General features: G+C 64.6%; 12 protein-coding genes. 7 read left to right on the forward strand and 5 right to left on the reverse strand.

The features are described from left to right. Window positions 1–4 precede the first annotated feature (4 nt). The 7 genes from ACNFH5_RS13485 (at window position 5) to ACNFH5_RS13515 (ending at window position 5623) form a co-directional block, all read left to right on the forward strand. A complete protein-coding gene (locus tag ACNFH5_RS13485; RefSeq protein ID WP_416746645.1) occupies window positions 5–979 on the forward strand; it encodes an alpha/beta fold hydrolase in 975 nt (324 codons plus the stop codon). A gap of 96 nt (window positions 980–1075) precedes the next feature. Next, the gene (gene rraA, locus ACNFH5_RS13490) at window positions 1076–1564 is read left to right on the forward strand and encodes a ribonuclease E activity regulator RraA (RefSeq protein ID WP_416746647.1); all 489 of its coding nucleotides are present in this window, start codon (window positions 1076–1078) and stop codon (window positions 1562–1564) included. Between the two features lie 98 nt (window positions 1565–1662). Next, window positions 1663–2661 (forward strand): zinc transporter ZntB, encoded by a 999-nt coding sequence (locus tag ACNFH5_RS13495; RefSeq protein WP_416746649.1) that lies wholly within the window; start codon window positions 1663–1665, stop codon window positions 2659–2661. A gap of 48 nt (window positions 2662–2709) precedes the next feature. Then, window positions 2710–2964, forward strand: a complete 255-nt coding sequence (locus ACNFH5_RS13500; RefSeq protein ID WP_416746651.1) for a CrfX protein — start codon at window positions 2710–2712, stop codon at window positions 2962–2964. A gap of 2 nt (window positions 2965–2966) precedes the next feature. Further along, the gene (locus tag ACNFH5_RS13505; protein WP_017516811.1) at window positions 2967–3791 is read left to right on the forward strand and encodes a mechanosensitive ion channel family protein; all 825 of its coding nucleotides are present in this window, start codon (window positions 2967–2969) and stop codon (window positions 3789–3791) included. A 73-nt stretch (window positions 3792–3864) separates the two neighbouring features. After that, window positions 3865–4455, forward strand: a complete 591-nt coding sequence (gene sigX, locus ACNFH5_RS13510; protein WP_416746653.1) for an RNA polymerase sigma factor SigX — start codon at window positions 3865–3867, stop codon at window positions 4453–4455. 109 nt (window positions 4456–4564) lie between these two features. Further along, window positions 4565–5623: an OmpA family protein gene (locus ACNFH5_RS13515; RefSeq protein ID WP_416746655.1), complete on the forward strand. Its 1059-nt coding sequence runs from the start codon at window positions 4565–4567 to the stop codon at window positions 5621–5623. A 66-nt stretch (window positions 5624–5689) separates the two neighbouring features. Here the strand turns inward: ACNFH5_RS13515 and cobA are convergent, their stop codons facing one another. From cobA to ACNFH5_RS13540, 5 genes are all read right to left on the reverse strand, one after another. Beyond that, window positions 5690–6427, reverse strand: a complete 738-nt coding sequence (gene cobA, locus ACNFH5_RS13520; protein ID WP_416746657.1) for a uroporphyrinogen-III C-methyltransferase — start codon at window positions 6425–6427, stop codon at window positions 5690–5692. Window positions 6428–6463: 36 nt separating this feature from the next. After that, window positions 6464–9178, reverse strand: a complete 2715-nt coding sequence (locus ACNFH5_RS13525) for a molybdopterin-dependent oxidoreductase (RefSeq protein ID WP_416746659.1) — start codon at window positions 9176–9178, stop codon at window positions 6464–6466. Window positions 9179–9200: 22 nt separating this feature from the next. Then, on the reverse strand, window positions 9201–9530 hold the full coding sequence (nirD, locus tag ACNFH5_RS13530; protein WP_416746661.1) for a nitrite reductase small subunit NirD: 330 nt from the start codon (window positions 9528–9530) through the stop codon (window positions 9201–9203). A 56-nt stretch (window positions 9531–9586) separates the two neighbouring features. Beyond that, complete coding sequence (nirB, locus tag ACNFH5_RS13535) at window positions 9587–12037, reverse strand: nitrite reductase large subunit NirB (RefSeq protein ID WP_416746663.1); 2451 nt, start codon at window positions 12035–12037, stop codon at window positions 9587–9589. Window positions 12038–12311: 274 nt separating this feature from the next. Continuing rightward, window positions 12312–13976: a protein kinase domain-containing protein gene (locus tag ACNFH5_RS13540; RefSeq protein ID WP_416747306.1), complete on the reverse strand. Its 1665-nt coding sequence runs from the start codon at window positions 13974–13976 to the stop codon at window positions 12312–12314. Between the last annotated feature and the right edge of the window lie 98 nt (window positions 13977–14074).

A 14074-nucleotide genomic window follows, 5' to 3' on the forward strand; every position in this document is an offset into this window, starting at 1 on the left:
TTCCATGCAAAGCAGCAGTCAACTCTTTCCCGTCGCGCTGGTGAGCGCCGAACTGCGGGGCGACCTCACCGAGGACGTCTACCGCCTCAAGCCAAACAACAGCCCCGACTCCAGCGTCGAGCTGGCAGTCACCCGTCTCGGTCGTCCGGATGGGCGCCGTGGTGTGCCTGTGATCCTGTTGCATGGCAGTTTTTCCAATCGCCGCTTCTGGTTCTCCCCCAAGGGCATCGGCCTGGGCGCGTACCTGGCGCGTGCGGGGTTCGACGTGTGGATTGCCGAGATGCGTGGCCACGGCCTGTCGCCGCGCAACGAGGACTACGATCGCAATCGGGTGGCCGATTACGCACGCTTCGACCTGCCCGCCATCGCCAATTTCGTGGTTGAGCAGAGCGGCCAGGCGCCGCACTGGGTCGGCCACTCCCTGGGTGGCGTGACCCTGGCTGCCGCGCTGGGCGGCGGTTACCTGGACGAGCGGCAGGTGGCCAGCGCAGCGCTTTGCGGCAGTCAGATCAGTCGCACCTACTGGCCTCTGAAACTACCACCGGTGGCATGGAGCGGGCGTTTCCTGCTCAAGCGCATGGGCGGTCTGTCTGGCGCCCGCCTCAAGCGCGGTCCGGAAGACGAGCCCCTGGGGCTGGCCCTGGAAGCATTGCACTGGTACAGCCTGTTCGGCCGTTTTGGTGAAAAGGACAACGACTGGTGGAGCGGGCTGCAGAAGGTTTCCCTACCGGTGCTGGCCATCGGTTCCGATGGCGACATCCAGGATCCGGCCTGGGCTTGCCGCAAGCTGCTGGAGCAGTTTGGTTCCCAGGTCCGGCAGTTCCTGCACCTGGGCAAGCGCCAGGGCTTTTCCGAGGATTTCGGTCACGTCGAGATGCTTATCAGCAAGGGTGCGCAGCGTGAGGTCTGGCCCTTGTTGCAGTACTGGCTGGAGCACGGTGCGTTGCCTGAAGGGCAGGGCGCCCTGGCCCAGGCTTGAGCTTGGCGCGGCAGGGAGTAGACTGTGACGCCATTGCGGCTTTCGGTCACATCCAGGCCTGAAACCCTGCCGGATTTCATCAAGAGGAGCTTCTCCATGCATTACGTCACCCCCGATCTGTGCGATGCCTACCCGGAGCTGGTCCAGGTCGTCGAGCCGATGTTCAGCAACTTCGGCGGGCGGGACTCCTTCGGTGGCGAGATCGTCACCATCAAGTGCTTCGAGGACAACTCGCTGGTCAAGGAGCAGGTCGAGAAGGATGGCAAGGGCAAGGTACTGGTGGTGGATGGCGGTGGCTCGCTGCGTCGCGCCCTGCTGGGCGACATGCTGGCCGAGAAGGCCGCCAAGAGCGGCTGGGAAGGCATCGTGGTGTACGGCTGCATCCGGGACGTCGACGTGATTGCACAGACTGACCTGGGCGTGCAGGCACTGGCCAGCCACCCGATGAAGACCGACAAGCGCGGTATCGGCGACCTGAACGTCGCGGTGACCTTCGGCGGCATCACCTTCCGCCCGGGCGAGTTCGTCTATGCTGACAACAATGGCATCATTGTTTCGCCTAAAGCATTGAAAATGCCGGATTAATTCGAACCTTCCAGTAAGAGTCCGGTCAATGCCGGAAGCGAAAGCTTCCGGCATTTTTCATGGGGCTCGCGAAGGCGACCTCAAGCGAAGGAAAGGGCATGCAGCAGTACGAGAGCGGCACGGAACGCGGACTGATCGACGGCTTTGTGCTGGATGGTCGCGGCGGCGGCCGGCGAATCACTCGCAGCGAATTACCGTTGCTGGATCTCAAGCCCGAGGAAAGCCTCTGGGTGCACTGGGATCGCGGCGTACCCGAGGCCCAGGCCTGGCTGCGCGAATCCAGTGGGCTGAACGAATTCGCCTGTGACCTGCTGCTGGAGGAGGCTACCCGTCCGCGCCTGGTGGACCTGGGGGGCGAGCGCTTGCTGCTGTTCCTGCGCGGGGTCAACCTGAACCCTGGCGCGGTGCCGGAAGACATGGTGTCGCTGCGCGTCTACGCCGAGTCGCAGCGCGTCATCTCCCTGCGCCTGCGCCCGCTCAAGGCGGTGGCCGACCTGCGTGCCGACCTGGATGCCGGGACCGGCCCGAAGACCGCCTCCGAAGTCGTGCTTTACCTGGCTCATTACCTCACCGACCGCGTCGACACCCTGATCGGCGGCCTTGCCGACCAGCTCGATGCCATGGAAGAGGCAATCGAAGAAGACGAGCGCAGCATCCCCGACCAGCACCAGTTGCGCACCCTGCGACGACGCGCCGCAGGCTTGCGCCGTTACCTCGCGCCGCAGCGGGAAATCTATTCGCAGATGATCAGGTACAAGGCGTCCTGGACGGTCTCCGATGACGCCGACTACTGGAACGAGCTGTACAACCGACTGACCCGCAACCTGGAAGAACTGGAGCTGGTGCGCGAGCGTATCAGCCTGATCCAGGAAGCCGAACATCGTCGAATCACCGAGCGGATGAACCGCACCATGTACCTGCTTGGTATCATCACCGGCTTTTTCCTGCCCATGAGCTTCGTGACCGGGCTTCTGGGCATCAACGTCGGCGGAATTCCGGGCGCGGACGCGCCTTATGGGTTTGTCGCGGCCTGCTTCCTGATTGGCGGCCTGGCTGCGTTCCAGTGGTGGATATTCCGACGCCTGCGTTGGCTCTAGGTGTGACTTTTGAGGTGGTGAGGGCGTCAAGCACCTCACACAGGCGAGGTGCGCATGCACGACCCATTTGAAGAATCCCTGCGCGATCTGCTGCGAATGCCCCCGGAACAGCCGGGGGACGATTCGCGTCTGGATCGCGTCCTGAAGACCGCCAACCGGCAGGTGGGTGCGGGCGATCTGTTCAGCCTGATGGGGCACTGGCTCCAGGCCCTGTCCATCGGCGTGAGCCGAGGCGCCGCGCATCTTGCACCTGTCTCGCGTCACGCGCAGAATTCCGCCCCTTCCGCTGACAAGGCCGACTGAACATGCAATTCGACATCTGGACGCAAAGCCTGCTCACCGCCATGAACACCCTGTGGGGCAAGCTGGCCGGGTTCATTCCGAACCTGCTCGCCGCGCTGGTGATCGTGCTGCTCGGCTTCGTTGTCGCCAAGTTGCTGGACGCACTGCTGTCCAAGCTGCTCGCCAAGCTCGGCCTCGACCGCCTGATGGCAGGCACCGGCCTGACCAAGCTGCTGTCGCGCGCGGGCATCCAGGTACCGGTTTCCACACTGATCGGCAAGATCGTCTACTGGTTCGTGCTGCTGGTGTTCCTCGTCTCCGCCGCAGAGTCCCTGGGCCTGCAGCGCGTCTCGGCGACCCTGGACATGCTGGCGCTGTACCTGCCCAAGGTCTTCGGTGCGGCTCTGGTACTGATCGTCGGCATCCTGCTGGCCCAACTGGCCAACAGCCTGGTGCGCGGCGCCGCCGACGGCGTCGGCCTGGAGTACTCCAATGGCCTGGGCCGAGTCGCCCAGTGGCTGGTCATCATCATCAGCATCTCGGTGGCCATCGGGCAGCTCGAGGTGAAGACCGATCTGCTCAACTACATCATCGCCATCGTGCTGATCACCATTGGCCTGGCCGCCGCGCTGGCGCTGGGGCTGGGCAGTCGCGAAGTGGCGGGGCAGATCATCGCAGGGATCTACGTGCGGGAGCTGTATCAGGTCGGACAACAGGTGAAAGTGGCGGATGTCGAAGGCATCATCGAGGAAATTGGTACCATCAAGACTATCCTGCTGACAGATGAGGGTGAGCTGGTGTCGATCGCCAACCGCATCCTGCTCGATCAGCGTGTAACCAGTCGCTGAAGATGATGACCGATTGCCGGTACGGCTTCCCGAAAGCCGCGCCGGACGCTGACTTGACCTGGCCCGACCCGACTTGAACAAGCCGCAATCACTGTCCTTGCGCTATGACCCGCGCCAGCTCACCGACGAGGAGCTGGTGGAGCGTTCTCACGAGGAGCTTTACCACGTGACGCGGGCGTATGAAGAGCTGATGCGGCGCTACCAGCGCACGCTCTTCAACGTCTGCGCGCGCTACCTGGGCAACGACCGGGACGCCGATGATGTGTGTCAAGAGGTCATGCTCAAGGTGCTGTATGGTCTGAAGAACTTCGAAGGAAAGTCGAAGTTCAAGACGTGGCTGTACAGCATCACTTACAACGAGTGCATTACCCAGTATCGGAAGGAACGGCGCAAACGCAGATTGCTCGATGCGCTGAGTCTGGATCCAGTCGAGGAAGCTTCTGAAGAGAAGACGCCAAAAGTCGAAGAACGGGGTGGGCTAGACCGCTGGCTAGTTCATGTCAATCCCATTGATCGGGAAATCCTCGTGCTTCGATTTGTTGCGGAACTGGAGTTTCAGGAGATCGCCGACATCATGCACATGGGGCTCAGCGCCACAAAAATGCGCTACAAACGTGCACTCGATCGAATGAGAGAAAAGTTTTCGAATGTGACGGAATCTTAGTCCGGGAAATATTGTCTCTCTGTTTGGCAAGTTCTGATAAACTTGCCACCCAAGTTGTACGGCCTATGGTTAGGACAACTTATTGACCACCAAGATGGGGATTTAACGGATGAAACTGAAGAACACCTTAGGCGTCGTAGTTGGCTCGCTGATCGCCACCTCCGCTATCAACGCGTTCGCCCAAGGCGAAGGCGCTGTCGAAGTCGAAGCCTTCGGCAAGCGCTACTTCACCGACAGCGTTCGCAACATGAAGAACGCGGACCTGTACGGCGGTTCCGTAGGTTACTTCCTGACCGACGACGTCGAGCTGGCTCTGTCCTACGGTGAGTACCACGACGTACGTGGCACCTACGAGACCGGCAACAAGAAGGTCCATGGCAACCTGAGCACTCTGGACGCCATCTACCACTTCGGTACCCCGGGTGCCGGCAACCTGCGTCCGTACGTTTCCGCAGGTATCGGCCACCAGAGCCTGACCAACATCAACTCCGAGAACGGCAGCCGTCAGAACCTGACCATGGCCATGATCGGTACCGGTCTGAAGTACTACTTCACCGAGAACTTCTACGCCAAAGCCAGCCTGGACGGTCAGTACGGTCTGGAGCAGCGCGTCAATGGTCACCAGGGCGAGTGGATGGCTGGCCTGGGCGTTGGTATGAACTTCGGTGGCGGCGCCAAGCCGGCCCCGGCTCCCGAGCCGGTTGCTGAAGTCTGCTCCGACTCCGACAACGACGGCGTCTGCGACAACGTCGACAAGTGCCCGAACACCCCGGCCAACGTCACCGTTGACGCCAACGGCTGCCCGGCTGTTGCCGAAGTCGTTCGCGTACAGCTGGACGTGAAGTTCGACTTCGACAAGTCCAAGGTTAAAGAGAACAGCTACGCTGACATCAAAAACCTGGCTGACTTCATGAAGCAGTACCCGTCCACCTCCACCACCGTTGAAGGCCACACCGACTCCGTCGGCACCGACGCCTACAACCAGAAGCTGTCCGAGCGTCGTGCTAACGCCGTTCGTGACGTACTGGTCAACGAGTACGGTGTTGAAGGCGGCCGCGTAAACGCTGTTGGTTACGGTGAGTCCCGTCCGGTTGCTGACAACGCAACCGCCGAAGGCCGCGCTGTTAACCGCCGCGTAGAAGCCGAAGTGGAAGCCCAAGCCAAGTAATTGGTCTGAGCTGACGAGAAAAACCCGGCCCAGGCCGGGTTTTTCTTTGCCTGCAGAAAAGTGAGCTCAGGCAGTGCAGGCCCGGACGGCCTGCTGGGCTGCGGCGGCGACTTCGCCAATCACCAGGATCGCCGGGCTTTTCAGGGTGAAGCGCTGGGCGTCGTCCAGCATGTCCGCCAGGTGGCTGCGGTACTCGCGCTGGGCGGGCAGGGAAGCATTCTCGATCATCGCCACCGGCGTGTTGGCAGCCATGCCTCCCTCAAGCAGGCCGTCGCGGATTTCCGCCAATTTCGCTACGCCCATGTACACCACCAGTGTGGTGCCGCCCTCGGCCAGGCCGCGCCAGTTCAGCGGGCTGTCATCCTGGGTATGTGCAGTCACCAGGGTCACGCCCCGGCTGACACCGCGCAGGGTTACGGAGATGCCGCACTGAGTAGCGGCTGCCAGTCCTGCGGTGATGCCGTTGACCAGTTCGCACTCGACTCCTCGCGCGGCAAGCCAGTCGGCCTCTTCGCCGCCCCGGCCGAAGATGCACGGATCGCCGCCTTTAAGACGAGCCACGCGGCGCCCCTGGCGTGCGTAGCGCAGCATCAGGCGATGGATGAAATCCTGCGGTGTGGAGCGGCAGCCGCCGCGTTTGCCGACAGCAATGACTTGCGCGGCAGGGCAGTGCTCCAGCACTGCAGGATTGACCAGGTCGTCGATCAGCACCACGTCGGCCTGCGCCATGGCCCGCACGGCCTTCAGGGTCAGCAACTCCGGATCGCCGGGGCCAGCACCGATCAGCCAGACTTTTCCACTCATGTCGTTCTCCTCAGACTGCCGTCTTTGCGACTTGATTCAGGCGGTGGCGGCCAGCGGCTTCTGAAGCAGCAGGCGCTTGATTTCCGGTACGCAGGAGCCGCAGGCGGTCCCGCACTTGAGCTCGCATTTGAGGCCTTCCAGATCCAGGCCTTTCTCGATGCCGGCCTGGATGCGGCTTTGGCTGACGTTCAGGCAGTTGCACAGGGTCTTGTCCGCTGCCGTGGTGGGCTTGCCGGGGGCGGCGCTGAGCGGGGCGAGCAGCCAGCGGCGCAGCTCCTGGTCGGCACGGCCTTCCTTCCACAGTTCGCGCAGCCAGGCGCGGGCGGCGGTTTCGCCGGCCAGGCGCAGCGAGACAATTCGAGATTGTTCGATGCGCACGCGTTTACCGACGGTGCGGCGCGGGTCGTCATAGGCCATGACCGGGCCCTCGCCGAGGTCGAGCAGGGCATCGATGCGGGCCAGCCACTCTGCGCAGGGCGCTTCTGCGTGCGCGGCGCGAATCACCAGGGCCGGGCGCTCACGGCCGGTGGGGCTGAAGCTGGCGTAGCGCAGCTCTTCGAACTGCGGGCGCAGGGCATCGAAACGCTTCTGTACGTTGCCTTCCACGAGCGCGAAGAATTGCCAGGGCAGCTCGACGCGGCTGACTTCCACGGTGGCGTGCTTGAGCTCCGGCTGGCGCGACAGTGGGTCCACCGCCGGCAGCGTGAGTACATTGATGCCCAGTCCCTTGAGGAAACGGTCGCCCCAGTGCATCGGCAGGAAGGCCTGGCCTGGGCGAAGGCGGTCGTCTGCCTGCACCGGCAGCACCAGTTCGCCACGGCGGCTATGCAGGCGTACCAATTGACCGTCACTGATGCGTCGGCGGCGCAACTCGTCCGGGTGCAGACCGAGCACGGCCTCTTCCACGTGGCCGAACAGTTGCGGCGCTGTCCCGGTGCGGGTCATGCCGTGCCACTGGTCGCGCAGGCGGCCGGTGTTGAGGATCAGCGGGTAACGCGCGTCGCGCTTTTCCTTCGGAGGGCGGTAAGGTTCGGCGATCAGTCGGGCGCGGCCGTTCGCGGTGGGAAACTGTCCATCGTCATACAGGCGCTTGGTGCCTTGCTGCGCCCCAGAGCGGAAGGGCCATTGCTGCGGGCCACGGGTGTCCAACAGCGCGTAGTCGATGCCGGAGAGGTCGAGGTCGCGCTCACGGGTCAGCAGTTTGTATTCATCGAACAGCGCGGACGGCGAGTCAAAGTCGAACAGGCCGGGCTCACCAGGGCGCAGGCGCTGCTGCAGGCGGCGGGCGAAGTCGCAGACGATGCTCCAGTCCGCCCGCGCCTCGCCGATTGCCGGGATGGCCGGGCGTACATGACTGATGCGGCGCTCGGAATTGGTCACGGTGCCTTCCTTTTCGCCCCAACTGGCGGCTGGCAGCAGCAGGTCGGCGTACTGGCAGGTTTCGCTGGTGGTGAAGGCTTCCTGGACGATGACGAAAGGGCAGGCGGCCAGGGCTTCGCGCACGCGGGTCTGGTCCGGCAGCGATTGGGCCGGGTTGGTGCAAGCGATCCACAAGGCTTTGATGCGCCCATCGCGCACTGCGTCGAAGAGTTCGATGGCACTCAGTCCGGGGTTCTCCGGCAGTTGTTCGACGCCCCAGTAAGCGGCGACTTCCGCGCGGTGCTCGGCATCAGCGGCTTCGCGGTGACCAGGCAGCAGGTTGGACAGGCTGCCGGTCTCGCGCCCGCCCATGGCGTTGGGCTGGCCGGTAAGGGAGAAGGGGCCGGCGCCAGGGCGGCCGATCTGCCCGGTGGCCAGGTGCAGGTTGATCAGCGCGCTGTTCTTCGCGCTGCCGGCGGTGGACTGGTTCAGGCCCATGCACCACAGCGAGAGAAAGGATGGCGCCTGGCCGATCCACTGTGCGGCGCGTTGCAGGTCGTCCACGGCGATGCCGCAGATTTCCGCCACGGCCAGCGGACCGTAGTCGCGTACCAGGGCTTTCAGTTCGTCCAGTCCATCAGTGTGGGCGTCGATGAACGCGCGGTCGATCCAGCCCTCCCAGAGCATGATGTGGAGGATGCCGTGGAACAGTGCTACGTCAGTGCCGGGCAGGATCGCCAGGTGCAGGTCGGCTTGTTCGGCAGTGTCGGTGATACGCGGATCGATGACGATCAGCTTCTTCTCCGGGTGTCTGGCGCGCGCTTCTTCCAGGCGGCGGAACAGCACCGGGTGGGCGTAGGCCATGTTACTGCCGGCGATCATCACGCAGTCGGCCAGCTCGATATCCTCGTAGCTGCAGGGCGGAGCGTCGGCGCCCAGGCTGCGTTTATAGCCGACCACCGCCGAGGACATGCACAGGCGCGAGTTGCTGTCGATGTTGTTGGTGCCGACCAGGGCGCGGGCGAGCTTGTTGAAGGCGTAGTAGTCCTCGGTCAGCAACTGGCCGGAGACATAGAAGGCCACGCTGTCCGGCCCGTGCTCGCGGATGGTTTCGGCGAAGATGCCGGCCGCGTGTTCCAGCGCGGTGTCCCAGTCCGTGCGGCTACGCGCCAGGTCCTTGCCAAGACGCAGTTCCGGGTAGTGCGCGCGGGCGTTTGCGTCGCCGCTGAGGTGCAGCGTCGAGCCCTTGCTGCACAGGCGGGCGAAGTTGGCCGGATGCTGCGGGTCGCCTTGCACGCCCAGGATGCGCTCGTCGTCGTGCTCGATCAGTACGCCGCAGCCGACGCCGCAGTAGCAGCAGGTAGATGCGGTGGTGCGACGGTTCTGGTTCATGGCTCGACCTCGTTCGGCTGACTCAGGCGCAGATGCTCAGGGGTGCACGCAGGGCCAGCAGCACGCGACCATCCTCGACCTTCACCTCGTGGCGATGGGCGCAGCCCTGGTCGGGGGCGACTGCCTCGCCGCTGGCCAGCTCGATCTGCCAGTTGTGCAGCGGGCAGGCCACGCGCTTGCCGTAGATCAGCCCCTGGGACAGCGGGCCGCCCTTGTGCGGGCAGCGGTCGTCGAGGGCGAAGACTTCGTCCTCGGAGGTGCGGAAGATCGCGATGTCGCCCTGGGGGCCGGCGATGACGCGCGAGCCCAGCGGGTTGATGTCGTCCAGGGCGCAGATGTCGAACCAGTTCATGGGGTGTCTCCAGCAATCGGATGGGAAGGGCCCCGATGGCGGGGCCCGGCGGGCAGTCAGGCGGTTTCCAACTGCTTGAGCGGAATCCGTTCGAATTCCTTCTTCAGCGGCTGCTGGGCAATGCGTTCCTGCCACGGGTCCTGCTCCAGCGACAGGGAGAACTGCAGGCGCGCATTGAGCGCCCGGCGGTTTTCCGGGTCTTCCAGCACGGCTTTCCTGATGCGTTCCATGCCGACCCGTTGCAGGTAGTGCACGGTACGTTCGAGGTAGAAGGCTTCTTCGCGATAGAGCTGGAGGAAGGCACCGCTGTACTCGCGGACTTCGTCGGAGGTCTTGAGCTTGACGAAGAACTCCGCCACCTCGGTCTTGATCCCGCCGTTGCCGCCGATGTACAGCTCCCAGCCCGAATCCACGCCGATGATGCCAATGTCCTTGATGCCGGCTTCGGCGCAGTTGCGCGGGCAGCCGGAGACCGCCAGCTTGACCTTGTGCGGCGACCACATGTTGAACAGGTCGTGCTCAAGATCGATGCCCATCTGGGTCGAGTTCTGCGTACCGAAGCGGCAGAACTCGCTGCCCACGCAGGTCTTCACGGTGCGGATGGACTTGCCGTAGGCGTGGCCGGAAGGCATGTCCAGCTCCTTCCAGATCGCCGGCAGGTCGTCCTTCTTGATGCCGAGCAGGTCGATGCGCTGGCCGCCGGTGACCTTGACCATGGGCACCTGGTACTTGTCGGCGACGTCGGCGATGCGGCGCAGCTCGGCGGCGTTGGTGACGCCACCCCACATGCGCGGAACCACCGAGTAGGTGCCGTCCTTCTGGATGTTGGCGTGGGCGCGCTCGTTGATCAGGCGTGACTGCGGGTCGTCCTTGGCTTCGCCCGGCCAGGTGGAGATCAGGTAATAGTTCAGCGCCGGGCGGCAGGTAGCGCAGCCGTCCGGGGTGCGCCAGTCCATGAAGCGCATGGCGCTGCTCAGGGTGATCAGGTGATGGTCGCGGATCGCCTGGCGCACCTGGCCGTGGTTGAGGTCGCTGCAACCGCAGATGGCTTTCTCGCTCTTGGGCTTCACGTCCGCCGCGCCGCCCACGGTACTGATCAGGATCTGCTCCACCAGCCCTGCGCAGGAGCCGCAGGAACTGGCGGCCTTGGTGTGCTTTTTCACCTCGTCGACGCTGAACAGGCCGTTCTCCTGGATCGCCTTGACGATGGTGCCTTTGCACACGCCGTTGCAACCGCAGACTTCGGCGCTGTCGGGCATGCTCGCCGCGCTGCTTTGGCCCTGGTGGCCGACGTCGCCCAGACTGCTTTCGCCGAACATGAGGTGGTCGCGGATCTGCGCGACGTTGTGGTTCTCGCGGATCTGCCGGAAGTACCAGCCGCCGTCGGCGGTATCGCCGTAGAGGCAGGCGCCGACCAGTACGTCATCCTTGATCACCAGTTTCTTGTACACGCCGCCGATGGGGTCGGAGAGGGTGATGGTCTCGGTGCCTTCGCCGCCCATGAACTGGCCGGCGGAGAACAGGTCGATGCCGGTGACCTTGAGCTTGGTGGAGGTCACCGAGCCCTGGTAACGGGCGAAGCCGAGCATGGCCAGGTGGTTGGCGCAGACCTTGGCCTGCTCGAACAACGGCGCCACCAGGCCGTAGGCGATGCCGCGGTGGCTGGCGCATTCGCCCAGCGCATAGATGCGCGGGTCATAGGTCTGCAGGGTGTCGTTGACCAGGATGCCGCGGTTGCAGGGCAGGCCGGTCTTTTCCGCCAGTTCGGTGTTGGGGCGGATGCCGGCGGCCATTACCACCAGGTCGGCGGCGATCACTTCGCCGTCCTTGAAACGGATGGCGCAGACGCGGCCGCTGCCGTCGTCGAGCAGCTCTTCGGTGAGGGTGTTCAGGCGGAAGTGGATGCCGCGCGATTCCAGCGCTTCCTGCAGCAGCTTGCCGGCGGTGCGATCCAGCTGGCGCTCCAGCAGCCAGTCGGAGAGGTGCACCACGGTGACGTCCATGCCGCGCTGCTTGAGGCCGTTGGCCGCCTCCAGGCCGAGCAGGCCGCCGCCGATGACCACCGCGTGGCTGTGGCTGACGGCGGTGTCGATCATGGTCTGGGTGTCAGCGATGTCGCGGTAGCCGATCACGCCCTGCAGACGGCTGCCCGGCACTGGCAGGATGAAAGGGTTGGAACCGGTGGCGATCAGCAGGCGGTCGTACTCGGCCTCGGTGCCGTCTTCTGCATAGACCTTGCGGCGATGACGGTCGATGCGGGTGACCTTGCGGTTGAGCAGCAGGCGGATACCGTTCTCGCTGTACCAGTTGAGGTCGTTGAGGACGATGTCCTCGAAGGCCTGCTCGCCGGCCAGCACGGGCGAGAGAAGGATGCGGTTGTAGTTGGGGTGGGGCTCGGCGCCGAACACGGTGATGTCGTAGAGGTCGGGCGCGATCTTCAGCAGTTCTTCGAGGGTACGCACGCCGGCCATGCCGTTGCCGATCAGTACGAGCTTGAGCTTTTTCATGTCAGGGCTCCGTCACGCAAAGCTGAAACACGGAAAACAAAAAAGGCGTCCCGCCGGTTACCCAGCGAGGACGCCTTTGTCCAAGTCCCGTTCGATCGGGAAGTGCGAGCCTCTTCGTTGAGGGACGCGCTTTTGTAGATTGTTGCTGGGGTCATTGCAGGGGCTGTGCCAACTTGCCTGGGCCCCGGTTTCCGGCGCTTCCGGGTGGATCGTCCGACTTATCGGCCTTTCTGCTGCACTGCGGTGAGGCGGTCTGAACCGAACTGGTGCGCCTTCACCCTCCGTGCAACAACCAGAGCAGCAGCCCCAGGTTGATCGCCAGCGAGGCCAGGGCGATGCCGCGCCAGACCCGTAGCGGCTCGCGTTCCAGCACGGGGCGCGGGCGTGCCGGGGCCTGCCGTTCGCCTTGCTCCAGGGCGAGCAGGCATTCCTCGGCAGTTTCGAAGCGCTGTTGCGGCTGCACGGAAGTCAGTTTCGCCAGCCAGTTGTCGAGCCAGGCGGGCACGTCCGGGCGATAGCGGCTGGCCGGGGTGAGCGTGCCGAAGCGCGGATGCTGGAAGGCTTCGATCTCGCCGTAGGGGTAATGGCCGCACAGCAGGCGATAGAGTGTGACACCGGCGGCGTAGAGGTCCTGACGGGCGTCCGGCGCCGCGCCCTGGAAGGATTCCGGTGCCAGGTAGCTTGGCGTGCCAGGCAGGTCGTGCGGGTCTTCCTGCGACAATCCCGGGCAGTAGGCCAGGCCGAAGTCCAGCAGGCGCAGCTCGCCGTCGTCGGCCCAGTGCAGGTTCTCCGGCTTGATGTCGCGGTGCAGGATGTTGCGCCGGTGCAGTTGGCCCAGGCCACGCAGCAAGCGCTGGGCGAGGTCCAGCCAGTCGGGGAGGGGGAGCGGGCCGTTGAGTTTCAGGTGCTCGTCCAGCGTCTGCCCCGGGTACTCGCGCATCACGTAGTAAAGGTGCTGGCGCTGCGGCAGGCTGTGCAGCTCGGGAAAGTAGCGACCCTGCACGCGGCGCAGGAACCACTCCTCCAGCAGCAGCGCCTGGGCAGCTTCCGGGGAGTCACGCAGCGCCGGCGGCAGGGTCTTGAGCAGCCAGGGGCGACTCTGCCGGTCGCGCACGCGGTAGATCAGCGACTGGCGCGACTGGGCCAGCTTGCCGATGACCTGCCAGCCTTCGAATTCCTGGTCGTCTCGCAACGTGGGTGGTGCGGGCCAGTGGTCGAGCTGGGCGAGGGCGTCGCCGAGGCTCGCGGGCGGCAGTTCGTCTACTCGCAGGAGCAAGGCGCTGGCGTTGTCCTGGCTGCCGGCCAGATGTGCGGCGCTGACCAGTGCGTCGGCGCAGGCTTGCAGGCTCTGTGCGTCCTCCAGCAGGCGCTGGATGGCGCTGTCGCCCAGGGCGGCCCAGATGCCGTCGCTGACCAGCAGAAAGCTCTGCCCGGCTTCCAGTTCGCCATCACAGTAATCCACGATCAGGTGCTGATCGAGGCCCAGTGCGCGCTTGAGCACGTGCTGCATGCCGGGCTGTTCCCAGACGTGATCCTGAGTCAGGCAATCCAGAACGCCCGCGTGCCAGCGATACAGGCGGCAGTCGCCGACATGGGCAAGGGTAAAGCGCCGGCCTCGTAGAACCAGCGCAGTGAGGGTCGTTAGCAGCGGCTGGCCACCGCCGTTGGCCTGTAGCCAGCGGTTCTGCGAGATCAGCAGGCGGTCCAGGGCCTGGGCGACGGCCCAGGTCTCGGGGGTGGCGTAGTAGTCGACGGCCAGCGCCTCCAGTGTCAGGCGCGCGGCCAGGCCGCCGTCGGCGCAGTGGCTGACGCCGTCGGCGATGGCGAACAGATGCCCCTTGCTGGCGGCCAGCCCGGCGGGCGGGGTGACCACCCGCAGGGCATCCTGGTTTTCGTCTCGCGGGCCGGTGGCGCTGGCCTGGCCGAAGCTCAGGCGCAGCTCTTTGTAGGAGCGAGCTTGTGACCCACAGGGATGTGGGGAATGCCGAATATTGTCGGGAACAGAGTCGGCCTCGCGAACGCCTGTCGCGGTGACCT

This window comes from Pseudomonas sp. NY15435, from assembly GCF_048068295.1.
In the GTDB taxonomy this organism is placed as follows: domain Bacteria; phylum Pseudomonadota; class Gammaproteobacteria; order Pseudomonadales; family Pseudomonadaceae; genus Pseudomonas.